This is a genomic window from Aeromonas sp. 600282 (assembly GCF_049175755.1).
GTDB classification, from domain to species: domain Bacteria; phylum Pseudomonadota; class Gammaproteobacteria; order Enterobacterales; family Aeromonadaceae; genus Aeromonas; species Aeromonas veronii_A.
The window spans coordinates 73,280-97,085 of the sequence record NZ_JAAKVR010000018.1; the positions used below are offsets into that span (position 1 = coordinate 73,280).

Sequence of the window (23,806 nt, forward strand, 5' to 3'; positions counted from 1 at the left end):
CAGCTCCCCGTAATATTTGCTTACATTCAGCTCCCGTTCAGTTTTACAAAAGCCGATATAGTGCCGCTCCTTTCGCCACACTACACAGGAGCAATCGTATGCCTCCACAGGATGCGCGCATCACAGGCCTCGATCTGTTGCGCGGGCTTGTCATCTTCATGGCCGTCTTCGAGCACTACACCGGTTACCTCAACTACTGGTACATCGATTTCTTCAATCGGGAACATGCCTTGTGGGACAGCTTCTATGTATCACACAAGGCAATGGCGGGACACCTGCTCCCCATGGATCAGCTGACAGCACACGCATCAGCCTGGTTAATCCCCTGGGTCAGCCAGATCTACCTGGCCTTGGCCGCATTCAACCTGAGCCGCCGCGATCAGGCCAGCTTCAAGCCGCAGCTGGGCAGCAAGCTGGCCCTGTTTGCCAGCATCATACTGATGCTCTATGTCGAAGGGTTGGTCATTGCCCCCAACTTCGGCGAGGCCATCTCGTTCTACCCGGTCATGCTCTGGATGTGCCTGCTGGCGCTCTTCTCCATGGTGTATGCCTGGTTCGGCATCCGCGGCATGCTCCTGCTGACCCTTCTAAGCCTGCTACTGGATCAACTCGGCGTACAGGATCTGCTCGGCCATATCGACAGCTGGATGAAGCTGCACGTTCACCCAGACTATGAGCTGGATGCCCGTCTCGACCTCTTCATGGCCAGTGGCTGTTTCGGCTTTCTCTATGGCTGGTGCTGGCATCAGCGCCCACAATGGCGAGATCGCCTCAACCGTCTGGTACTGACGCTGTCGCTGGTGGCGCTGGCCATCTATCTCATGTTCGGCGAGACAAGCACGGTCGAGCTCAACGACATCTACGCCAACGAACACGAACTGGCGCTGGACATGATCGGCCGAGCCGGGATCTGGGGTATGGAGTTTCTGGTGATCGGTACCGTGCTCTGGCTACACCAACACAATATCCGTCTCTGCTGGCGACCACTCAACTGGATCGGCATGTACTCGCTGACCGTCTTCATCTTCCACAAGAGCATCTTCGTGCACCTGTGGGGCCCCTTGCTACTGTGGTGGACCGCCCGTCAGGGCACCATACTGCCCAACAGTTTTGGCCTTATCATGTTGCTCTGCACCGCCAGCATACTGCTTATTTATGCTTTCCAGCGCTCCGGCATCATCTGTCATCTGATGGGAATGCATCAGGATCGGGACTGGGCGCGGCTATATGGCAAATAAGTATTGGCTGTCGCTGCTAATACTGGTGACGCTACCATTGCAAGCAAAGGAGTTGTTACTGGGCAGCAGCTGGCAACTGGATAGTAACCAGGCCAGTAGTAACGCAACCCAGCACAGCCAACTCTGGTGGGGTTATGAACGGGAGACCCAGGTTGGGCTCCTTTTCACTAACGGAAGCAGTGCCGGGCTGGCACTACCTCTCTATGAAAAGAGTTTTATCGCCTTGGGAGTTGGATCCATGCCAGTGGTTGATAGTACCCGTTTCAGTGCTATGTGGCGCCTGGGATGGCAGCTGGATGATGACCATCAATTGACGTTGTCCCAGCTCGTCGACCTCACTGGCCGTTATGGCCAGCTCTGGTACATGGAGCACAGCCTGCCGCTGCCGGCCGGGCTCTCCCTCAACCTCTGGCTGACCCGGGGCAGTCAGGCACACATGGCCGCTTATGATGCTCATGAAGGTTGGCGAGACTGGGGGCTAACCCTGGAGCACAGTTGGGCTTGGCAAAAGTGGCAACTCGACGCAGAAGCGGGTGCCAAGCAGTGGCTCATCAAGGATCGCGATTGGCAACCCGTCGTGAACCTGACCCTGAGCTATCGCTTCAGCTGGTAACACTCACACCACAGGCAACTTCCACGTTTACCAGCGCCCACCTATCTTGGGTCCAGCCAAATGAAAACGCACAGACAGTCAAACCCATCGCATCATTAGGCTCTACAATGCAACTGCTTCCTGCAATCAGGGGGATATCCTGTTGCTGCGCACTCCAGGTTTCCTGACCAAATGGCAACATGCCAACCATGTTGCCAAATTCCATTACAACAGAGTCAATCATCGTCAGCCCTCTTTGCCAGCAAGCCGCACAGCTCAAGCACTAACGCTCTGATCGCGCATGATAAACATCCTCTGTTAGCGACATAACGCTCTCTCGGGATGTCAAAAGGACCACGGTAGCAAGGGCTTGCAACTCAGGCTGAACATCTGTGCCCACAAGCCCTTAACAGGGGAAAAAGGGATTATCTATTGGTACGCAACGTCAGGTCGACTGCGTTCATCAAAGGATGATGATGTCATTGGTGCCGCAGGGGAAAATCCCCTGGCGATAGATATGACTATCTGCCAAACGTCAGGGTGGGAACACCACCATCATCCCGCTCATTGAGCATGCGTGTGAGCGGTGAGTCGCCAGAGTAACGGGATCCAGGCTCACTGAGGGAAAATTTGGCCCCCGGTTTTTTTGCCTGCCATGCGTTGCCAAGCTGATCGGCAACCCGATCCCGCACGGTCTGTGACGGCTCCTGATGCGTAATCGCAAACTCTTTGGGGGGCTTGTCTGCCAGTACAGGCACATCAAACTGCCAGAGGGATGCACAGAGCAATAGAGAGAACATAACTACCTCCATCCATCAAAGTCCTCCTTTTTACTCACTCACCACCTGAGTGTCACCCATTACCCTGTAACCAAATGTTGCAGTCTATCCAAAAGTCTAATTGCCCCCATCAGCCAAAGGTATAAGTTGTTACTTAATTATTAAAAGTATGTATTCAAAGGAGTGAGTGATGAGCGAGAGCAAGGTCTATCCGGTCAAACCCCATATCAGCAACAGCGCCCTGCTCGACAAGGGCGACTACGCCGCCATGTACCAGGCCTCCGTCGAGGATCCCGATACCTTCTGGGGTGAACAGGGCAAAATCCTCGACTGGATAAAGCCCTACACCAAGGTAAAAAACACCTCCTACGATCCGGGCCATGTCTCCATCAAATGGTTTGAGGATGGCCAGCTCAACGTCTCCGCCAACTGCCTCGATCGCCACTTGGCAGAGCGTGGCGACAAGGTCGCCATCATCTGGGAAGGGGACAACCCTGCCGAAGATCGCAAACTCACTTATCGCGAATTGCACGCCGAAGTGTGCAAGTTTGCCAACGTCTTGAAAGCACAAGGGGTTCACCGCGGCGACGTGGTCTGCCTTTATATGCCCATGGTGCCCGAAGCCGCCATCGCCATGCTGGCCTGTACCCGCATCGGCGCGGTACACAGCATCGTCTTCGGCGGCTTCTCGCCGGAAGCGCTGGCCGGCCGCATCATCGACTCGGGCTCGCGCATCGTCATCACCGCCGACGAGGGACTGCGTGGCGGCCGTCCGGTGCCACTCAAGAAGAATGTGGATGAAGCGCTCACCAACCCGGATACCCAGGTCAACAAGGTTATCGTGCTCAAGCGCACCGGCGGCAATGTCGCCTGGCACAACCACCGCGACATCTGGTGGCATGAAGCAACCGCCGCCGTCAGCAGCGACTGCCCGCCCGAGGCGATGAACGCCGAAGATCCGCTCTTTATCCTCTATACCTCCGGCTCCACCGGCAAACCCAAGGGGGTGCTGCACACCACCGGCGGCTATCTGGTCTATGCCACCCTCACCTTCAAATATGTGTTCGACTACCACGAAGAGGACATCTACTGGTGTACCGCCGATGTGGGCTGGGTCACTGGTCACTCCTATCTGGTCTACGGGCCGCTTGCCAACGGCGCCACTACCATCATGTTCGAAGGGGTGCCCAACTACCCGGCCACCAACCGCATGAGTCAGGTGGTGGACAAGCACCAGGTCACCATTCTCTATACCGCCCCTACTGCCATCCGCGCCCTGATGGCCAAGGGCAACGAAGCGGTCACCGGCACCTCGCGCCAGAGCCTGCGCATCATGGGCTCGGTGGGTGAACCCATCAACCCGGAAGCCTGGGAGTGGTACTACCGCACCATCGGCGACGAACGCTGCCCCATTGTCGATACCTGGTGGCAGACCGAGACCGGCGGCATCCTGATTACGCCGCTGCCCGGCGTCACCGACCTGAAACCCGGCTCAGCCACCAAACCCTTCTTCGGGGTGCAACCTGCGCTGGTCGACAACATGGGCGAACCGCTGGAGGGGGCCACCGAGGGCAATCTGGTGATCACCGACTCCTGGCCGGGTCAGATGCGCACCGTATTCGGCGATCACGAGCGGTTCGAGCAGACCTACTTCTCCACCTTCCCCGGCCGCTACTTCACTGGCGACGGTGCCCGTCGCGATGCCGATGGCTACTACTGGATCACCGGACGGGTGGATGATGTACTGAACGTCTCCGGCCACCGCATGGGTACCGCCGAAATTGAATCGGCGCTGGTGGCCCATCCCAAGATCGCCGAAGCCGCGGTGGTGGGGGTTCCTCACGAGATCAAGGGTCAGGGCATCTATGCCTATGTCACCCTGATCGCCGGGGAAGAGCCGAGCCGTGAGCTGCACAAAGAGGTGAAGGAGTGGGTGCGCAAGGAGATCGGTGCCATCGCCACGCCAGATGTCATTCACTGGGCGGAGGGGCTGCCGAAGACCCGTTCCGGCAAGATCATGCGGCGAATTCTGCGCAAGATCGCCACCGGCGAGACCGACAGCCTGGGGGATATCTCCACCTTGGCGGATCCGGGCGTAGTAGACAAACTCATCCGCGAGAAGTCGGAAGCAGCCTGATCCCGCTTCGTTTGTTGCTCGACAAAGCCGGCCCTGTGCCGGCTTTGCTGTTTCTACAGCGGTACAAACGGCCTGAGCGGCTGAAACTGGGTGCACAGGGAGGTGGAGCTCAATAAATAGCCAGATGTAGAGATTAGACCAGTAAAATGCTGCTAATTTTCACGAAATCAATATAATTGCGAAATCTGTGTGCCAGGGCACACCGATTTGCGCAGAAAATGGCTAGATTTCAGGTAGTCCACAAGATAGCTGACAGATAGCAGCATGATCATCGAGGATGCACTCAATATGTCGCAACATCGCCGAATTCTCCTGCTCAACGGTCCAAACCTGAATCTGCTGGGCAAACGGGAACCGGGTATCTACGGCAGCAAGACGCTCGATGAGATCGTCGCCGATCTGAAGCTCAACGCCAGCGAACTCGGTGTCACTCTGGAACATCTGCAATCCAACGCCGAACATGAGTTGGTCAGCCGCATCCATCAGGCCATGGGTCAGGTGGATTTCATCATCATCAATCCGGCCGCCTTCACCCACACCAGCGTCGCCATCCGCGATGCGCTGCTGGGTGTCGCCATCCCCTTTATCGAGGTTCACCTGTCAAACGTTCATGCCAGGGAGCCGTTTCGTCATCACTCCTATCTGTCTGATGTCGCCAAAGGGGTCATTTGTGGTCTGGGGGCCGATGGCTATCAATTCGCTTTAACCGCGGCCGTGCGCCATCTGCACGCGGCTTGATAATCACTGATCAGATAAAGAAGAAAGAGAATGCTAATGGATATCCGCAAAATCAAGAAGCTGATTGAACTGGTTGAAGAGTCCGGCATCGCCGAACTGGAGATCTCCGAAGGTGAAGAGTCCGTTCGCATCAGCCGCAACTTCGCAGGCCAGGTCACTGCCGCACCGCAGATGATCATGCAGCAAGCAGCCGCTCCGGTTGCCGCTCCAGCCGCCGCCCCGGTTGCCGCTGCGCCGGCCGCAGATGCCGCACCGAGCGGTCACCTGATGCGCTCTCCCATGGTTGGCTCCTTCTACCGCTCCTCCAGCCCGGAAGCCAAGCCGTTCGTGGAAGTGGGTCAGCAAGTCAATGTCGGCGATACCCTGTGCATCGTCGAAGCCATGAAAATGATGAACCAAATCGAGTCTGACAAGGCCGGTGTGATCAAAGCGATCCTGGTTGAAAATGGTCAGGCCGTCGAATTTGACGAGCCGCTGTTCATCATCGAATAAGGGAAATCGCCACCCATGTTGGACAAAGTAGTCATCGCCAACCGCGGTGAAATTGCCCTGCGGATCCTGCGCGCCTGCAAAGAGCTCGGGATCAAGACAGTGGCCGTTCACTCCACCGCCGACCGGGAGCTCAAACATGTGCTGCTGGCCGACGAATCCATCTGTATCGGCAAACCAGCCAGTACCGACTCCTACCTCAACGTTCCGGCCATCATCGCCGCCGCCGAGGTGACCGGTGCCGTGGCCATCCACCCGGGTTACGGCTTCCTTTCCGAGAACGCCGATTTTGCCGAAGTGGTCGAAAAATCCGGCTTCATCTTCATCGGCCCGCGCGCCGAGACCATCCGCCTGATGGGTGACAAAGTCTCCGCCATCGAAGCGATGAAGAAGGCAGGCGTACCGTGTGTACCGGGCTCTGACGGTCCGGTGGACAACGACACCAAGCGCAATGCCGCTATTGCCAAGCGCATCGGCTATCCGGTGATCATCAAGGCTGCCGGTGGCGGCGGTGGTCGTGGCATGCGCGTGGTACGCAGCGAGGCCGAGCTAGCCTCCGCCATTGCCCTAACCAAATCCGAAGCAGGCCAGTTCTTCAAGAACGACATGGTTTACATGGAGAAGTACCTGGAAAACCCGCGCCACATCGAAATTCAGGTGTTGGCAGACGGCCAGGGCAACGCCCTCTATCTGGGCGAGCGTGACTGCTCCATGCAGCGTCGCCACCAGAAAGTGGTGGAAGAGGCGCCGGCGCCCGGCATCACCGCCGAAATGCGCAAGTTCATCGGCGAGCGCTGTGTGCGCGCCTGTATCGAGATCGGCTACCGCGGTGCGGGTACTTTCGAGTTCCTGTACGAGAACGGCGAGTTCTATTTCATTGAAATGAACACCCGTATCCAGGTTGAGCACCCGGTCACCGAGATGGTCACCGGTATCGATCTGATCAAGGAGCAGCTGCGCATCGCCGCCGGTCAGCCCCTGTCGATCACCCAGCAGGATATCCGCATCCGTGGCCATGCCATCGAGTGCCGGATCAACGCCGAAGATCCGGCCACCTTCATGCCCTCTCCGGGTCTGGTGCAGCGCTTCCACGCGCCGGGTGGACTGGGCGTGCGTTGGGACTCCCACATCTATGCCGGTTACAAGGTACCACCCCACTACGATTCGATGATCGGCAAGCTGATCTGCTACGGCGAGAATCGTGACATTGCTATCGCCCGCATGCGTCATGCGCTGGACGAGCTGGTGGTGGAAGGGATCAAGACCAACGTACCGCTGCAAAAAGAGATCATGAAAGACGAAAACTTCCAGCACGGTGGCACCAATATCCACTACCTGCACAAGAAGTTGGGTCTGTAAGGATCGCTGATAGTGACCGGACTTCCGGTGGAAGTCTGCTCCGCAAGGAGCCTCTGCTGAAAAAGGGCCATGGCGACATGGCCCTTTTTTGTTATCCTTGCGCCCCTCAAATTTGTCGGAGGCCAAGGTGAACCGTTTTGCTCTCGCCCGCCGGGAAGCAGCTTTCTGCCTGCTGCTGACCCTGTTCTACTTCTTTGCCTGGTATGGCACCGCCTATTTTATCCCGCCCCAGCTGGAGTTGTGGGGGCTGCCGCTGTGGTTCCTGCTCAGTTGCATGGTGATGCCGCTGCTGTTCATTCTGCTCTGCGCCCTGATGGTGAACCGGCTGTTTGTGGAGATCCCCCTCGATACCCACTCCCCTTCCGGCAAGGAGTCATCCCATGAATCTTGAGTTGATGCTGCCGCTCGTCATCTATCTGGTGCTGGTGCTAGGGGTGGGTTTCTGGGCCAGCCGCCATCGCGCGCAAGGCAACTTCGTGCAGGAGTACTTCATCGGCAACCGCAGCATGGGCGGGCTGGTGCTGGCGATGACGCTAGTGGCCACCTACACCTCGGCCTCCTCCTTTATCGGTGGGCCGGGCGCGGCCTACAAGATCGGTCTGGGCTGGGTGTTGCTGGCGATGATCCAGCTGCCCACCGTCTGGCTGACCCTGGGGGTGCTTGGCAAGAAGTTCGCCATCATCGCCCGCCGGGTCAATGCGGTGACCATCAACGACATGCTGTGGGCCCGCTATCAGAGCAAGGCGGTGGTGATCCTCGGCTCCGTTACTATCATCCTCGCCTTTATCGCGACCATGGTGGTGCAGTTTATCGGCGGCGCCCGCCTGCTGGAGACCGCTACCGGCCTCTCCTACCAGCAGGGATTGATGCTGTTTGCCAGCTGCGTACTGCTCTACACCATCATCGGCGGCTTCCGCGCCGTGGTAATGACCGATGCTCTGCAGGGGATCATCATGCTGATCGGCACCGGTGCCCTGCTGGCGGGCATTCTGGTCGCCGGTGACGGCTTGCCAAACCTCATCCACCAGCTCAGGGAGATCGATCCCAAGCTGGTGAGCCCGCAGGGGGCCGGCGACATGCTGACCCAGCCCTTTATGCTGAGTTTCTGGATCCTGGTCTGTGTCGGAGTGGTAGGGCTGCCCCACTCGGCGCTGCGCTGCTTTGGCTATCGCGACAGCAAGGCGCTCCATCGCGGCATTCTGATCGGCACCGTGGTCAGCGCCTTGCTGATGTTCGGCATGCATCTGGCGGGCGCTCTGGGTCGCGCCATCCTGCCGGGCATGGACAGCCCGGACAAGATCATGCCCTCCCTGATGATGGAAGTGCTGCCCCCCTGGCTGGCCGGGGTCTTTCTGGCGGCGCCGATGGCGGCCATCATGTCCACCATCGACTCCCAGCTGATCCAGGCTTCCGCCACTCTGGTGAAGGATCTCTATCTCAACTATCTGAGTCCAAAGCAGGAGAAGCTGGAAGTGCGCATCCCCCGCCTCTCCCTGCTCTGTACCCTGATCCTCGGCACTCTGGTGCTGCTGGCGGCGTTGCAACCGCCCGAGATGATCATCTGGCTCAACCTGCTCGCCTTTGGCGGATTGCAAGCGGTGTTCCTCTGGCCACTGGTGCTCGGCCTCTACTGGTCGCGGGCCAACGGCCCGGGCGCACTGGCCAGCATGGTCAGCGGCATCGTCAGTTATGGGGTACTGAGTCAGTGGGGGATCAAGCTGGCTGGCCTGCACGCCATAGTGCCAAGCCTCACGCTGGCGCTGGTGGTCTTTATCACGGTCAGCCTGCTGACGGCACCGCCCTCGCGGGAAGTGCGCGACCTTTTCGGGCAGAAATAATAAAAATATAAATTATGGGTTCCAAAACTATCCCCAAATAGGTGTTTTCCGGTTAAACTGTGCGCCAAGTCACAGAACGTAGCCGCTGTATGCCCGTTAAAGCCACTCGACAAGTCGTTACTCAAGCCCTGCAGCGGCTCGGTTATGCCCTGCTGCTGCCCGTCTCCATCCTGCCGATGGCGGCGCTGATCTACCGGCTTGGGCAACCCGACGTGCTCGATTTGGCGGTGCTCTCCCTCACCGGTCAGGCGATCTTCAGCCAGATGCCGCTCATCTATGCGGTGGCGATCGCCTTTGGCCTGAGTCGGCAGGAGCTGGGCGGACAGACGTTGGCGGGGGCGGTCAACTTCCTGCTGCTCAGCACCGCCTTCAATACGCTGGCCCCCAACCTGCACGCCGACATGATCTGCGGTCTGCTGGCGGGGCTCACCACTGCCATCATCTATCCATGGGTTCACCAGCAAACGCTGCCCCGCTGGCTGCAGATCGCCAGGGGGGAGTTTCCCAGCCTGCTGGTGTCGGCCTTGGCCTGCCTGCTGATCGCCATCCCCCTCTCGCTGCTGTGGCCACCGCTGGAGCGCGGGCTGACCCTGCTCACCTCGGAGCTGCTTACCACGCCGTTTGGCGCCTTCTGCTACGGCACCCTCAACCGCTTGTTAATCCCGCTCGGGCTGCATCAGGTATTGGGCAGCGTCATCGGCCTTGGCGAGAGCAACCTGCAGGCACTGGCCAGCGCCCAGCCCCTTCATGAAGGATATGTAGCCGGTCTTTACCCCATCATAATGTTCGGCCTGCCGGGCGCCTGTTTTGCCATCTGGCTGCACCGCCAGCGGATGCAGCGGCTGCCACAGGGCGGGCTGCTGCTCACCCTTGCGCTCACCTCGGCACTGGTGGGTATCACAGAGCCTATCGAATTTCTGTTCGCCTTTACCGCCCCCTGGCTGTTTCTCGCCCACGCCCTGCTGACCGGACTGTCGCTGGCGGTCTGTAGCGGGCTGGGGATCAAGGTGGGCAGTTACTTCTCCGCCGGTCTGCTGGATCTGGTGCTGAGCTATCAGGCAGGGGAGCACAGCTTCTGGCTCATCCCGGTCGGTATCCTGTTCTTCGTCGCCTACACCCTGCTGTTCTATCAGCTGCTGGAGCGTGCCCCCCTCAGCATGCCGAGCAAGCCCATCGCGGTGGAGCATCCGCGCCTTGCCAGCGTTGCCCCCTCAGACCCGCAGATGCTGGCGATCCAGTACCTCAAGGTGCTGGGCGGGATGGACAATCTGGTGGCGATGAGTGTCTGTATCACCCGCCTCAGCCTGCGGGTGCGCGATATTTCACTGGTGGATGAATCCCGCCTGCTGGGTCTGGGCTGCCTCTCCTGGATCCAGCTCAACGACCACCAGCTGGTGCTGGTGCTGGGCCCCAGCGCCAGCCTGATTGAAGGGCAGATCCGCATGCTGGCGGAGCGCCAGTCGGTCCCCCTCGGCCTCAAACCCAATCAGGAGTCGGCCAGCCAGAGCAGCTGGTAACTCAGGCGAACGGCAACCGCTCGGCCACGAAATCCATCAGGGTGCGCAGAGCGGGGGCCAGATGCTCCCGACTCGGATAGATTAGGTAGAACGGGTTGGCCGGAATGGGCTGATCCGGCAACACCTTCTGCAGCCGCCCCGCCGCCAAATCCCCTTCACAGACATGGTGGGGCAACAGGGCAATCCCCCCCTCGTTGATGGCCAGCTCCCGCAGCGCCAGCAGGCTGTTGCTCAGACAAGCCCCCTGCGGCCGCCAGCCCCCCTCCTGCAATGGCCACACCGGCATGGCCGAGTGCACCAGACAGGCATAACGGCCCAGCTCGCTCAACTGCTGCGGCATGCCGTGGGCCGCCAGATAGGCGGGCGCAGCCACCAGATGACGCGCCACCTGACCGATACGCCGACAGATGAGGCTGGAGTCTTTCAGCGGCGCCGCCCGCAGCGCCAAATCATAACCTTCCCCCACCAGATCGAGCTGTTCATCGCTCAGGGTCAGTTCCAGCACCACCTCGGGATAGAGGGCGCGAAACTCGGCGAGGATCCGGCCAAGCAATAGAGTACCGGTCGCCTCGGGGGCAGTGATCCGCACCCGCCCCGCCGGGGCCGAGCGCAGCCGTGCCATCGCCAGATTGGCACTGCGGGCCAGTGCCAGCAGCCCCTGACAGTGCTCCACATAGAGCTCCCCCTGCGGGGTCAGGCTCAACCTGCGGGTGGTGCGCTGCAACAGCCGCACCCCGAGCTGGGATTCGAGCCGCGAGATCTTCTGGCTCACCGATGACTTGGGCATACCGAGCAGCTCGGCGGCCCGGGTAAAGCTTCCCTGCTCCACCACGGTGGCAAACAGCCCCATCAACTCCAGATCGACATTGTTCATATATTCAAACAGTCTTTACCGATTACCCATCTTAATCTTGATAATCAACCAGACTAGAGTGAGTGGCAATCCCGAACACAGCGATTTGAAAGGAAAAACCATGAAAGCCATTGCCCTGACTCACTATCTGCCAAGCGACCACCCCGACTGCTTTATCGCCGCCAACCTGCCCGATCCGGTTCCGGGCCCGCGGGACCTGCTGGTGCGGGTTAGCGCTACCTCCGTCAATCCGGTGGATACCAAGGTGCGCTCCCCCAAGGCCAAAATTGAAAGCTCGCCCCGGGTGCTGGGCTGGGATGCGGTGGGGGAAGTGATCGCCACCGGCAGCGAAATTACCCTGTTCAAGGCGGGCGACCGGGTCTGGTATGCCGGCGACATCAGCCGTCCGGGCAGCAACAGCGCCCTGCAACTGGTGGATGAGCGCATCGCCGCCATCGCCCCCACCAGCTTGAGCGATGTGGAGGCCGCCGCCCTGCCGCTCACCGCCATCACCGCTTGGGAGACCCTGTTCGAGCGCTTCGCTCTTACCCGCGAAAGCCGTGGCAAACTGCTGATCATCGGCGGCGCCGGTGGCGTGGGCTCCATCGCCATCCAGCTGGCCCGCCAGCTCACCGGCATGGAGGTGATTGCGACCGCCTCCCGCCCCGAGAGCCGCGAGTGGTGCCTCGAGATGGGCGCCCATCAGGTCGTAAACCACCACAAGTTGCAGGAGGAGCTGACCGCCCTTGGCATCACTCAGGTCGATGCCATCTTCTGCACCAACGCCACCGCCGAACACTGGGCCACCATGGCAGGGCTGATCCGCCCGTTTGGCCATATCTGTACCATCGCCGAATCGAGCGAGCCGTGGGATCTCTCCCTGCTCAAGAGCAAGAGTGTCACCTTCAGCCAGGAGTTCATGTTCACCCGCTCCCTGTTCCAGACGCCGGACATGATCGAACAGCACCGCCTGCTCGGCCGGGTGGCGGCACTGGTCGATGAAGGGGTATTGCAGACTACTCTGACCAGAACCATCCCGTCGCTGACCCCGGTCACGCTGGCTCAGGCCCATGCCGAGGTGGAGGCGGGACGCATGGTAGGCAAGCTGGTGATCGACATGAGCGGCTTTGCCAACTAAGCCCTCAAACGCACCATGATGGGATAAGTTCACCAAGGAGATGCCCCAAACGGGCACAACCAGCGGCACTCATGACTTCCTGTGGCAGGCCAACGTCCGACAATCAGCCAAAAAAGAGGCCATTTCGCGAGAAATGGCCTGAATACCTGAACATTGGGGTAACAATCACACACATATCCTTATGCAGGACAATCTAGTCTTTGCATCTGGCGTGCCAACAGCAGCATGAATACGCCAAAACGGCGTCAGCCCGTCCTTGAGCAAGGTGCCGACCTTGCTCTTTTTTTATCTGGCAGACTGTTTACCAGGCAAACAAGTGCAGATAAAAAAATGCCACCCGAGGGTGGCAGTGAAAGATGACGGAACTTGAGCAAAGCGTTCAGCGAAAACCGGTCGTCTTCGCCTGCATAGAGCAATACAGGAACCGTGCCAATCCGGCAAAAGCCCCCGAATCCCTCCACGTCATGGGCAAACCACGACAGCACTGCCCCATGATGGTAGAATCTCGCGGTTTCACATTTATGAAGAGTCAACGCCATGCCCTGGATACAAATTCGAATCAACGCCACTGCCAAGACCGCAGACAAGGTGAGCAACATGCTGCTGGGGCGTGGAGCCCAGGCGGTGACCTTTATGGATGCCAAGGATGTGCCCGTCTACGAACCCATGCCCGGTGAAACCCCGCTCTGGGGCGAGACCGAAGTGATGGGTCTGTTTGATGCCGAAACCGATCCGGCCCCCACCATCGCCTTCTTCCAGCAGATCTTCGGCGAAAACGTCGGCTACAAGGTCGAGCAGCTGGAAGACAAGGACTGGGTGCGCGAGTGGATGGATCACTTCCACCCGATGCAGTTTGGCGAGCGCCTCTGGATCTGCCCGAGCTGGCGCGATGTGCCGAACCCCGATGCGGTCAACGTCATGCTGGATCCGGGTCTGGCCTTCGGTACCGGTACCCACCCCACCACAGCTCTCTGCCTGCAGTGGCTGGATGGGCTGGATCTGACCGGTAAAACCGTGGTCGATTTTGGCTGTGGCTCCGGCATTCTCGGCATCGCCGCCCTGAAACTGGGTGCTGCCCGCGTTATCGGCATCGACATCGACCCGCAAGCCATTCAGGCCAGCCGCGATAACGCCGCGCGCAACGGCGTTGCCGACCAGATTGAGCTCTATCTGCCGGCCGACCAGCCACAAGACGTCGAAGCGGACGTGGTAGTCGCCAACATCCTGGCCGGCCCGCTGCGCGAACTGGCACCGCTGATCGCCGGCCACGGCAAAGCGGGCAGCCTGATGGCCCTCTCCGGCGTGCTGGAGAGCCAGGCTCCGGAGCTGGAAACCATCTACGGCCAGTGGTTCGAGATGGATCCGACCGCCGTCAAGGAGGAGTGGTGCCGCCTCTCCGGCCGCAAACACGGCTAAACATAGCTCCCGCTCTCAAGGCGGTAAGTCAGCATCTTTATTAAACAAGAGCACCCGCGGGTGCTCTTGTTGTTTCTCCCCCCTTTCCTACTCTGGGGGACGGTTCACGCTTCTCTGGCCAATGAGGGATTAACATCGTTCTTCCACATCATTGGGGCCCTGCCATGATCGAATACCAGAAGATGATTAGCAGCCAACCGTACAACTGCATGACACCCGAGTTGGCCCAGTTGCGCCGGGAGGCGGCACGGCGCTATCGCCGTTTCAATCAGGCGGAAGAGGAAGCAGAGCAGCGGGCACTACTGGCGGAGCTGATTGGCGAATTGGCTGAGAATGCCTTTATCTGCCCGCCACTCTACTGCACCTATGGCCGTCATATTCAGCTTGGTAAGGACTCCTACATCAATATGGAGGCGACCCTGCTGGACAATGCCCCCATTCGCATCGGCGCCCATGTGATGATTGGGCCAAACGTGCAGATCTATACTGCAGCCCATGCACTGGAGGCCGACAAACGGATTCAGGGCACAGAGACGGCGCTGCCGGTCACCATTGAAGACAAGGTCTGGATTGGGGGCGGCGCCATCTTGCTGCCCGGCGTCACCATAGGGCGGGAGGCGATCGTCGGCGCGGGCGCCGTAGTCACCAAAGATGTACCGGCCGGAGCTCGGGTAGTCGGCAATCCAGCCCGGATCCTGCCAGCCAAAAACAGGGCATAAGGCTGCCAACCGGGCTGCATCTTGATGCCGCCATCAACTCACAACAACCCCGACACCCCATAAAAAATAAAGCCCAATGTCACGAAGACGTTGGGCTGTTAAAAGGTGCTACGGAATTGCGACTCTCATCGCAGAAAAATTAGAAGGAGTGCCCTTCTAAACTGGCAGGGAGATATTAGCGAATGCGCAAACGTTTTACATAGTGAAATACAACAGGATTGCGAGGTACATCGCACTATTTAAATAATTACCTGCTATGGCGCGCGAAGCCTCTTTGAGCCATTTATTTTCCCCAATTTCTCTGGTTACTATTCACGGTTAAACAGAAAAGCCCCGATTTCTCGAGGCTTTGCTTATCTCAACCGCAACGTGGCCGAAAAGTCAGAAACGGCGGACAAACTCATCGAGCGGCAGCTCGCGCAGTTTACGCGCTTCCAGCATGGGGGTGCCGAGATAGAGGAAACCCACCAGCTGATCCTCTGCCGCCAGTCCCAATCCTTTGTTGATCTGCTCATCGAAGATAAACCAGCCGGAGCGCCAGATACCGTTGAAGCCCTGCGCCTGCGCGGCCATCTGCATCGCCATCAGGGCACAACCGGCAGAGAGCTCCTGCTCCAGTTTCGGCACCTTGGGGTGATCCTGATAACGGGTTGCCACGGCGACGACCAAGGGCGCCCGCAGTGGCGCTTCGCTGCACTTCTTGATGCTCTCTTCATCTTCGCCACGGGCACGGGCCGCCTCGGCCAGCAGCTTGCCCAGCCGCTCACGCCCCTCCCCTTCAAACAGAATGAACTGCCAGGGGGTCAGGGTGCCGTGATCCGGCGCACGCAGGCCCGCCTTGAGGATATTGTCGAGCACCTCACCGCTCGGGGCGGGATCGGCGAGACGGCCACAGGAGTGGCGATTGAGCAACAGGGTGAGGGCATCCATGGGCAATTCCTTCTCTGGGGCAATGATGGCGCTACCTTAGCACAGCACCGAATGAAGAAAACCCCTGAGGCTCAGGGGTTTATCGCACGATAAAGGGCAGGATGGCACAGCTGGCTAGATGATCGCAGCCAGCTCGGCCCCTTGCCGGATGGCGCGTTTGGCATCCAGCTCGGCGGCCACGTCGGCACCGCCGATGATATGCACCGGCTTGCCAGCGGCCTGCAGACCGGCCTGCAGCTCCTTGAGGGGCTCTTGTCCGGCGCAGACTATCACCTGATCCACCGGCAGACACTGCTTGGTCTCGCCCACCTGAATGTGCAAGCCCTCGTCATCGATCCCCAGATATTGCACCCCGGAGAGCATCTGCACCTTACGGTTCTTGAGCACAGTACGGTGGATCCAGCCGGTTGTCTTGCCAAGTCCGTCACCCACCTTGCTCTCCTTGCGCTGGAGCAGCCAGATCTGGCGCTCGGGGGCATCGATTTCAGGAGCCGTGAGGCCACCGCGCTCGCCAAGCTGTTTGTCGATGCCCCACTCCTTGAGCCAGTGATCACGGTGCCCATCGGCATCCATTTCCACCTTCTTCTCTACCAGATACTCAGCCACATCGAAACCGATGCCGCCGGCACCGATCACCGCCACCTTCTGGCCGACCGGCTTGTGATCCCGCAATACGTCGAGATAACTCATCACCTTGGGATGTTCGATGCCCGGAATATTGGGGGTGCGCGGACGAATACCGGTAGCGAGGATCACCTCGTCAAAACCGCCGCCGAGCAGACTCTCGGCACTCTGGCGCTGGCCGAGATAGAGCTCGACGCCGCACTTCTCCAGCCGTTTGGCAAAATAACGCAGAGTCTCGTGAAACTCCTCCTTGCCCGGGATCTGCTTGGCGAAGTTGAACTGGCCGCCGATTTCGCTGGCCTGATCGAACAGGCTCACCTGATGACCGCGCTCGGCGGCGTAACAGGCGAACGCCAGCCCGGCCGGGCCCGCCCCCACTACCGCCAGCTTCTTGGGCTGGGGCACGCGGCCAAAGGTCAGCTCGGTCTCGAAACAGGCGCGGGGATTGACCAGACAGGAGGCGCGCTTCTGCTTGAACACATGGTCAAGGCAAGCTTGATTGCAGGCGATGCAGGTGTTGATCTCGTCCGCCCGATTTTCGGCCGCCTTGATGACAAATTCGGGATCAGCCAGGAAGGGGCGCGCCATGGAGACCATATCCGCCTCGCCACCCGCCAGAATCCGCTCTGCCACCTCTGGGGTGTTAATCCGGTTGGTAGTGATAAGCGGCACCTTGAGATGCTTTTTCAGCTCGGCGGTCACCCAGCTGAAGGCGCCGCGCGGCACGCTGGTGGCGATGGTGGGAATACGCGCTTCGTGCCAACCGATACCGGTGTTGATCAGGGTCACCCCCACCGCTTCCAGCGCTTTGCCAAGGGCAATCACCTCTTCCAGGGTCGAGCCCTGCTCCACCAGATCCAGCATGGAGAGGCGGAAGATGATGATGAAATCCGTGCCCACCCGCTCACGGATGGCGCGGACAATCTCCACCGGGAAGCGCATCCGGTTTTCGCTGCTGCCGCCCCAGCCATCGGTGCGCTTGTTGGTGCGTTCGCAGATGAACTGGTTGATGAGATAGCCTTCCGACCCCATCACCTCGACCCCGTCATAACCGGCCGCCTTGGCCAGCGCCGCAGTGGCGGCGAAGTCGCGAATGGTGCCGCGGATCTGCCGCTCGCTCATGGCCCGCGGCTTGAACGGGGAGATGGGAGCCTTGAGGGCGCTCGGCGCCAGGCTGAACGGATGGTAGGCATAGCGGCCCGCATGAAGGATCTGCAGCGCTATCTTGCCCCCCTCCTGATGCACGGCGCTGGTCACCTTCTTGTGCTTGCTCACCTGCCAGGGAAAGCTCAGCTGAGAGCCGTGAGGCACCAGCCGACCGCGCAGGTTGGGGGCAATGCCGCCGGTGACGATAAGGCCAACGCCACCACGGGCGCGCTCGGCGTAAAAGGCGGCCAGCTTGTCAAAACCGCCCTTCTCCTCTTCGAGGCCGGTATGCATGGAGCCCATCAAGACGCGGTTGCGCAGCTGGGTAAAACCAAGGTCGAGCGGGGTCAGCAGGGTCGGATAGCGGCTCACGATGCCTCCAGTTAATTTTTTGTTATCAAACTGAGGCTAGAGTAAAGAATCGAAAATTCTTTTTCAAACAAATGTTTGGACAATTTTTCAGCGAACAGCCGTGCCCTGAACGAAGATAGGCGGGATCCGCCAGTCGGAAATGGCAATTTCGCCCGCAACTGGTTAATAATGGCTCTTCTCTACCCATTAACAGGGCGATAACGCGACTATGTCTATTTTCAAAGGTCTGGGTTGGTTGTTCCGCAGCCTGTGGCGCCTGCTCAATTTCACCCGGCTGATGCTGGTCAATCTGCTGTTTCTCATCGTAGTGCTGGTCATCGTCTTCAGCGTCAGCCAGAAAGAGGCCCCCAAGGCGCCCATCGAAGGGGCGCTGACCCTCAATCTCAACGGCGTGCTGGTGGAGCAACGCTCCCAGACAGACCCCACCGTACAACTGCTGCGTCAGATGGACAGCAGCGACGAGCAGCCGAGCGAGATCGTCCTCTCCGACCTGCTATGGGCCATCAAGAATGCCAAGGATGACGAGCGCATCAAGGCGCTGGTGATCAAGCCGCAAGGGCTGCAGGGAGCCAACTTCACCAAACTGCAGGAGGTGGCGAGTGCCATCGACTCCTTCCGGGAGAGCGGCAAACCGGTGATTGCCATGGCCGACTTCTACACTCAAGGCCAGTACCTGCTGGCGGCCCACGCCGATCACGTGCTGCTCAACCAGAGCGGCGCCGTGGTGATCGAGGGGCTTGGTGTCTACCAGACCTACTTCAAGTCGGCGCTGGAGAAGCTCAACATCACCCCGCATGTATTCAAGGTCGGCACCTACAAATCCTTCGTCGAACCCTATACCCGCGACGAGATGTCCCCCGAGAGCAAAGAAGCGAACCAGCGCTGGCTGGATCAGCTGTGGCAATCCTATGTGGCTGACGTAGCCGAGCAGCGGGAGATCGAACCCGATGCGGTCGCACCGGGCAAGGAGCGCTTCCTCGAGCTGCTGCGCAAAGCCGGTGGCAATGCCGCCAACTACGCCCTCGACAACGGGCTGGTGGATCAGCTGGCCACCCGCGACGAGATGACCCAGGCGGTCATTAAAGAGGTGGGTGAAGCGGACGACCACGGCTGGAAAGGGGTCGGCCTGAAAGAGTATCTGGCTGCCATTCCGGAACAATATCCCCAGAGCGGCAAGGATGAGGTGGGTCTGGTGGTCGCCAGCGGCGCCATCATGGATGGCGTCCAGCCTGCCGGCACCATCGGCGGCGACAGCCTCTCCGACCTGCTGGCCGATGCCCGCCGCGATGACAAGGTCAAAGCCGTGGTCCTGCGGGTCGACAGCCCGGGCGGCAGCGCCTTCGCCGCCGAGCAGATCCGCGCCGAGCTACTGGCCCTGAAACAGGCAGGCAAACCGGTAGTGGTCTCTATGGGCAGCTATGCCGCCTCCGGTGGCTACTGGATCTCCGCCGATGCGGACAAGATCTTCGCTTCCCCGACCACACTCACCGGCTCCATCGGGGTATTCGGCATGTTCGCCACCATCGACAAGGCGTTGGCCCAGTTCGGTGTCCATACCGACGGGGTTGGCACCACAGATTACGTCGGTGTCGGCCCGACCCGCGCCCTGCCGGATCACGTCGGTCAGGCCATCCAGCTGAGCGTGGAGGATACCTACCAGCGCTTCATCGGTCTGGTGAGCAAGGGCCGTGGTCTGAGCCCGGAAGAGGCCGAAAAAGCGGCCGAAGGCCGAGTCTGGACCGGCGAAGATGCCAAGGCCCTGGGTCTGGTGGACGAGTTCGGCAATCTGGATGACGCCATCAAGGCCGCCGCCGAACTGGCCAACCTCAAGGAGTGGCAGGTCACCCCCATCGAGCAGGAGGAGTCCACCAAGGACAAGTTCCTGCGCCAGCTGTTTGACAGCAGTGCCCAAGTGCTGGCCCCCCAGTTGCAAAGCTGGCTGCCGGCTGGATTTGGCAAGGCATTGGTGGAAGTGAACCGCAGTCTTGACCCGCTCACCCGCTTCAACGATCCGCAAGGCACCTACGCCTTCTGCCCGGTCTGCGTGCAGTGAGCAAGCGGTGACTCACCCATAAAAAACGGCGACCAGATGGTCGCCGTTTTCTTTATTCAGCCAGTGCGCGCGGCACCGCCAACTTGCTCAATCAGGGATTGAGGCGGGTCGGCATACCGGTACGCTGTTCCAGCACCTGCTTGACCACGTTGGAGTCAGACTCGGCGTGAGCGATGAAGCGGGTGATGGCCGGTGTCATCGGGAGCGGCACGGAGGCGGTGGAGTTGAACTCCTCCTCGGTGCGTGACAGCGGCTCGTGTACTTCCATGTAGCGACCGCCATCCGGCTCGACCGTGGTCTTGACCGGCTGGTTGACGAACTGGACGCGGGTGCCGACCGGCACGTTGTCGAACAGATACTTGATGTCGTCAGCGCGCAGACGCACGCAACCGCTGCTCACCCGCAGACCGATACCGAAGGTGGCGTTGGTTCCGTGGATGGCATAGAGGTTGCCGATGTAAAGGGCGTGCAGACCCATGGGGTTATCCGGACCGGCTGGCCATACTGCCGGCAGGGTCTTGCCCTGGGCGGCATAGCGACGACGGATGTTCTCGGTCGGGGTCCAGGTCGGATTGGCGCGCTTGCGCTCTACCTTGGTGATCCAGTTCTCCGGGGTGTTCACCCCCAGCTGACCGATGCCGATGGGCAATACCTGTACCACGTTCTTCCCTTTCGGATAGTAGTAGAGGCGCATCTCGGCAACGTTGATGACGATCCCTTCGCGGGGCGCGTTGGGCAGGATCAACTGGTGAGGGATGATCAGGGTGCTGCCCGCTTTGGGCAGATAGGGATCAACGCCCGGGTTGGCTTCCATGATATTGGTCAAACCCAACTGAAACTCGGAGGCAATCTGCTCCAGCGGACGATTGTCCGCAGGCACCACATATTCCAGATTCTCACCGATCAGACGGCTGTTGGCCGCAGGCAGACGGTACTCGACGGCGGCAGCCTGCTGGCTGATCAGCGCAAGTGTGCATAAAAGGGCCGAAGCGGCAGTGCGAAGGGGGCTCATAAAATTCCTGTGTGGTTTCCTGTACCAAATGGGCCGGAGGCCATCTTATCTTCGGTCTGCCGGTGGCGGGTCAACCTGCACCACGGCGCCAAATAACCGAGCGCGCATTCTTTCCCGAGTCGGCCAAAATTTCAACTTCCATATGTTGCTTTTCTTGTTAAAAGTGGCCGTTTTCGGTGTGATGCTTATCAACAGAGCAAAAGCCCCCTTGGCAAGTCGCCATTGAAAGAGAGATGTACAGCATAGCCCCCTCTCTGCGGACCAACCCCGCCCCCTTAGACCACAGCGCTGTGCCACCTGGTGTCACGGTTGCAGCCCTGGCTGAAACGTTTGTCACCTCGGAGGAGATAGGCCAATGTTGACTGTGGCACTTTCATTGGAGCGAAAAGGTGGAAAATAGCGCTTCGACTACAGCAGGGACTGGCTGCCACCATAAAAAAACCGCTCCGAAGAGCGGTTAATGGAGCCACCAGGCAACCATAAAAGGGACTTCAAGCGTTGTCATTGGAATTACTGGACGGCCGCCTCCCCCGCCGCACCACTCTGCTCTTTGAGGAAGCTGATCCAGGGGGATGCCCGACCGCTGACGTTGCCATTCTGAGCCGCCTGGGTGAAGGCGTTGAGGGCCTCCTTCGGCTTTTGTTGCTCAAAATAGGCGACCCCGGTCAGGAACTTGAGATCCGCCCGCTGTTCACCATTTGCATTGGCTGCCGGTTTGGCGGCCAGCGCCACCAGATCCTGATAGCGTTTGCTCTGGATCATCATGCGCGCCATTTTCAGCTGCAATTCGGCGCTCGGGGCCAGCTGGTAGGACTTGGCCAGGGTGTCGATGGCCGGATCCAGCTCCTTGGCCTGATGCCAGTAGTTGGCCAGGGTCTTGTAGTTGCCAGCGCTCTGCTCAATCACCCCGTCCTTCATCCCCTTCTCCATCACCCGTGCGGCGCGATGGGGAATGCCGGTGAAGGCGAGGTAGTTGGCGAGACGCTGCAGCTCGGCAGCCTCGGTCAACATGCCGAGGTTGTAGGCCGACTCCAGCGCCGCCAGCGCCTTGCCATCGTTGCCTGCCTGCATATGCATGGCCGACAGCTGGGTCCAGTACTTCTTCTTCTCCGGGAACATATTGACCAGAGAGGTCAGCACCTCGGTCGCCGGTTTGTACTGTTTCAGCTCGTAGTGAGCGCCCATCTTCAGCAGATACCAGGACTCCGGCGCTTTACCTGCCGACAGCTTGATCGCCTGATCCACCGCCGGGATCGCGTCACGGTACTGCTTGAGCTGCACGTGGGCGTTGGCCAGCGTGATATAGGCATGGGAGTTGGGCTTGTCATCCTTGCCCTGGTTGGCAAACCACTCCTTCATGGTCTTGATCGAGCCCTGATAATTACCCTCAGCCATATAGAGCTGGGCCAGGTTGTAGCGCACCTGCTGGGCCACCGGTGGCGGCAGGCCGCCTGTCGCGATGGCATCGGCAAAGTACTTGGTCGCCTGACCGTATTTCTCCTGCTGGGCGGCTACGAAACCGAGAGTCTGCAATATGACCCCCTTGTCGTAGACCCGATCACCCACGCTGGAGAGTGCCTCCTGCAATCTGGCATTCGCCAGACCGTATTGCTTGTCAGTGATCAGCTCCTGCGCCTTGTTGACCGCCCGATAGGCCCGATCCGACAGGGCCGGCTGCTCGGCGGCCCAACTGGCGGTGCTGAGCAGCACCGCCATGGCGACCGGGGCGAGGATCATCTTGTGTAACTTGTTCATCGCCACCTTCCTTAGTTGACCGCAAACTCGATCTCTTGCTGCATACGGCTCGCCTGCGGCTTGCCATCCACCATGGCCGGTTTGAACGTCCACTTGGCGATGGTTTTGCGCGCCTCTTTGCCGAGGTCATAGCTGCGCGGCTCTTCCTTGACGATCCGCACGTTGCTGACGGTGCCGCGCTCGGTGACGGTGAACTCCACCAGCACCTTGCCGGAGGCCAGGCCCGCCAGCGCCGCCTTGCGGGGCATCATGGGCTCGAAGGTTGCCAGCGGAATGGCGCCGTTGTTGCCACCGACTCCGCCACCACCGCCGCCGGTGCTGTAGGCCCCCAGCGCGTTGCCACCACCGATGTTGACCGGGATGTCGAGCTTGGGCATGTCCATCGGCGCGCTCTCCATCTTAGGCCGATCCGTGCTGGCCACTTCCATCTCGGGAGGCGGTGGCGGACGCTTGGGCGGCGGCGGTTTGGGCAGCTCCCGCTGTTTCTCTTGCAGGGTCTCCTGGGGCTTGAGGCGGATGAAATCGGTCATGCTGACGTCTTCCTTCTCCACCAGCTCCCGGTGATCCGGTGTGATCAGCTTGTTCATTCCCAGAAACAGAAAGAACACCACCACACAGGAGACCGCCAACGATATCAGGTATCTCATAGGTCTCTCTCCGGCATCAGCTGCTCTTGTCTGCCGCGATGGAGATGTTCTGGACACCGGCCATGCGGATCTGATCCATGACCTGCACCACCAGACCGGAACGGGATTCGTTATCGGCCTGGATCACCACGGCGCTCTCCGGGTTTTCGGCCCGCAGCCGCTCGATGTTGGCGCGTACCGCCCCCACCTCGACCACCCGCTTGTCGACCCAGACCTGACCGTTTTCGCGCACCGCGACCATGATATTGCCCTTCTTCACCGTCTCGGCCGTGCTGGCACTGGGACGGTTGATCTCGACACCGGACTCCTTGACGAAGGAGGTGGTGACGATGAAGAAGATCAGCATGATGAACACTATGTCCAGCATGGGGGTCAAATCGATAGCCGCCTCGTCAGCACCGCTGTCGCTGTAACGTTTTCTCATAGCAGAAACTCCTTGCTTGTTCTGTGCCCC

The 23,806-nt window shown here is 59.8% G+C and carries 22 protein-coding genes; 13 read left to right on the plus strand and 9 right to left on the minus strand.

The window, feature by feature from the left end; all coding sequences use genetic code 11:
- Window positions 1-98: 98 nt before the first annotated feature.
- A complete protein-coding gene (locus tag G5137_RS16615) occupies window positions 99-1,238 on the plus strand; it encodes a hypothetical protein (RefSeq protein WP_421222387.1) in 1,140 nt (379 codons plus the stop codon).
- Window positions 1,228-1,851 (plus strand): MipA/OmpV family protein, encoded by a 624-nt coding sequence (locus G5137_RS16620; protein WP_216951967.1) that lies wholly within the window; start codon window positions 1,228-1,230, stop codon window positions 1,849-1,851. The genes G5137_RS16615 and G5137_RS16620 overlap by 11 nt, the downstream gene beginning before the upstream one ends.
- On the opposite strand, the gene G5137_RS16625 is transcribed toward G5137_RS16620, so the two are convergent.
- Entirely contained in the window at window positions 1,841-2,074 is a 234-nt protein-coding gene (locus tag G5137_RS16625; protein WP_216951968.1) for a hypothetical protein, read from the minus strand. The two genes, G5137_RS16620 and G5137_RS16625, sit on opposite strands and share 11 nt — an antisense overlap.
- Before the next feature lie 277 nt (window positions 2,075-2,351).
- Window positions 2,352-2,630, minus strand: a complete 279-nt coding sequence (locus tag G5137_RS16630; RefSeq protein ID WP_216951969.1) for a hypothetical protein — start codon at window positions 2,628-2,630, stop codon at window positions 2,352-2,354.
- Window positions 2,631-2,799: 169 nt separating this feature from the next.
- Here G5137_RS16630 and acs point away from each other — a divergent pair, with 169 nt between their 5' ends.
- From acs to G5137_RS16665, 7 genes are all read left to right on the plus strand, one after another.
- Window positions 2,800-4,746, plus strand: coding sequence for an acetate--CoA ligase (acs, locus tag G5137_RS16635; protein ID WP_421255682.1), 1,947 nt, complete (start codon window positions 2,800-2,802; stop codon window positions 4,744-4,746).
- Window positions 4,747-5,034: 288 nt separating this feature from the next.
- A complete protein-coding gene (gene aroQ, locus G5137_RS16640; protein WP_139743401.1) occupies window positions 5,035-5,484 on the plus strand; it encodes a type II 3-dehydroquinate dehydratase in 450 nt (149 codons plus the stop codon).
- 36 nt (window positions 5,485-5,520) lie between these two features.
- Window positions 5,521-5,976 carry an acetyl-CoA carboxylase biotin carboxyl carrier protein gene (gene accB, locus G5137_RS16645; RefSeq protein WP_216951971.1) on the plus strand — a complete coding sequence of 152 codons (456 nt, stop codon included), beginning with the start codon at window positions 5,521-5,523 and terminating at the stop codon, window positions 5,974-5,976.
- Window positions 5,977-5,991: 15 nt separating this feature from the next.
- On the plus strand, window positions 5,992-7,332 hold the full coding sequence (accC, locus tag G5137_RS16650) for an acetyl-CoA carboxylase biotin carboxylase subunit (RefSeq protein ID WP_216951972.1): 1,341 nt from the start codon (window positions 5,992-5,994) through the stop codon (window positions 7,330-7,332).
- A gap of 127 nt (window positions 7,333-7,459) precedes the next feature.
- Window positions 7,460-7,723 carry a YhdT family protein gene (locus G5137_RS16655; protein WP_047438157.1) on the plus strand — a complete coding sequence of 88 codons (264 nt, stop codon included), beginning with the start codon at window positions 7,460-7,462 and terminating at the stop codon, window positions 7,721-7,723.
- Window positions 7,713-9,170, plus strand: a complete 1,458-nt coding sequence (gene panF, locus G5137_RS16660; RefSeq protein WP_257696664.1) for a sodium/pantothenate symporter — start codon at window positions 7,713-7,715, stop codon at window positions 9,168-9,170. The genes G5137_RS16655 and panF overlap by 11 nt, the downstream gene beginning before the upstream one ends.
- An 89-nt stretch (window positions 9,171-9,259) precedes the next feature.
- Window positions 9,260-10,687, plus strand: coding sequence for a PTS transporter subunit EIIC (locus G5137_RS16665; RefSeq protein WP_421255683.1), 1,428 nt, complete (start codon window positions 9,260-9,262; stop codon window positions 10,685-10,687).
- 1 nt (window position 10,688) lies between these two features.
- Here the strand turns inward: G5137_RS16665 and G5137_RS16670 are convergent, their stop codons facing one another.
- Entirely contained in the window at window positions 10,689-11,561 is an 873-nt protein-coding gene (locus tag G5137_RS16670; RefSeq protein ID WP_421255684.1) for a LysR substrate-binding domain-containing protein, read from the minus strand.
- 100 nt (window positions 11,562-11,661) lie between these two features.
- On the opposite strand from G5137_RS16670, the gene G5137_RS16675 reads away from it, so the two are divergent.
- The 3 genes from G5137_RS16675 (at window position 11,662) to G5137_RS16685 (ending at window position 14,813) form a co-directional block, all read left to right on the plus strand.
- Window positions 11,662-12,678 (plus strand): zinc-binding alcohol dehydrogenase family protein, encoded by a 1,017-nt coding sequence (locus tag G5137_RS16675; RefSeq protein ID WP_421205870.1) that lies wholly within the window; start codon window positions 11,662-11,664, stop codon window positions 12,676-12,678.
- A 537-nt stretch (window positions 12,679-13,215) separates the two neighbouring features.
- Entirely contained in the window at window positions 13,216-14,094 is an 879-nt protein-coding gene (gene prmA, locus G5137_RS16680; protein ID WP_005338919.1) for a 50S ribosomal protein L11 methyltransferase, read from the plus strand.
- Window positions 14,095-14,258: 164 nt separating this feature from the next.
- Window positions 14,259-14,813 carry a sugar O-acetyltransferase gene (locus G5137_RS16685; protein ID WP_421255685.1) on the plus strand — a complete coding sequence of 185 codons (555 nt, stop codon included), beginning with the start codon at window positions 14,259-14,261 and terminating at the stop codon, window positions 14,811-14,813.
- A 381-nt stretch (window positions 14,814-15,194) separates the two neighbouring features.
- Here the strand turns inward: G5137_RS16685 and G5137_RS16690 are convergent, their stop codons facing one another.
- Window positions 15,195-15,743, minus strand: a complete 549-nt coding sequence (locus G5137_RS16690; protein ID WP_005338924.1) for an NAD(P)H nitroreductase — start codon at window positions 15,741-15,743, stop codon at window positions 15,195-15,197.
- A 114-nt stretch (window positions 15,744-15,857) separates the two neighbouring features.
- Entirely contained in the window at window positions 15,858-17,885 is a 2,028-nt protein-coding gene (locus G5137_RS16695) for an NADPH-dependent 2,4-dienoyl-CoA reductase (RefSeq protein WP_103250990.1), read from the minus strand.
- A 208-nt stretch (window positions 17,886-18,093) separates the two neighbouring features.
- On the opposite strand from G5137_RS16695, the gene sppA reads away from it, so the two are divergent.
- On the plus strand, window positions 18,094-19,938 hold the full coding sequence (gene sppA / locus G5137_RS16700; RefSeq protein ID WP_421205867.1) for a signal peptide peptidase SppA: 1,845 nt from the start codon (window positions 18,094-18,096) through the stop codon (window positions 19,936-19,938).
- Window positions 19,939-20,029: 91 nt separating this feature from the next.
- Here the strand turns inward: sppA and G5137_RS16705 are convergent, their stop codons facing one another.
- From G5137_RS16705 to G5137_RS16720, 4 genes are all read right to left on the minus strand, one after another.
- On the minus strand, window positions 20,030-20,950 hold the full coding sequence (locus tag G5137_RS16705) for a L,D-transpeptidase family protein (protein ID WP_227341312.1): 921 nt from the start codon (window positions 20,948-20,950) through the stop codon (window positions 20,030-20,032).
- A 510-nt stretch (window positions 20,951-21,460) separates the two neighbouring features.
- Window positions 21,461-22,705, minus strand: a complete 1,245-nt coding sequence (locus tag G5137_RS16710; RefSeq protein ID WP_216951981.1) for a tetratricopeptide repeat protein — start codon at window positions 22,703-22,705, stop codon at window positions 21,461-21,463.
- Between the two features lie 11 nt (window positions 22,706-22,716).
- Window positions 22,717-23,352, minus strand: coding sequence for an energy transducer TonB (locus tag G5137_RS16715; RefSeq protein WP_064337222.1), 636 nt, complete (start codon window positions 23,350-23,352; stop codon window positions 22,717-22,719).
- A gap of 16 nt (window positions 23,353-23,368) precedes the next feature.
- Complete coding sequence (locus G5137_RS16720; RefSeq protein WP_005338933.1) at window positions 23,369-23,776, minus strand: ExbD/TolR family protein; 408 nt, start codon at window positions 23,774-23,776, stop codon at window positions 23,369-23,371.
- Window positions 23,777-23,806: the final 30 nt, after the last annotated feature.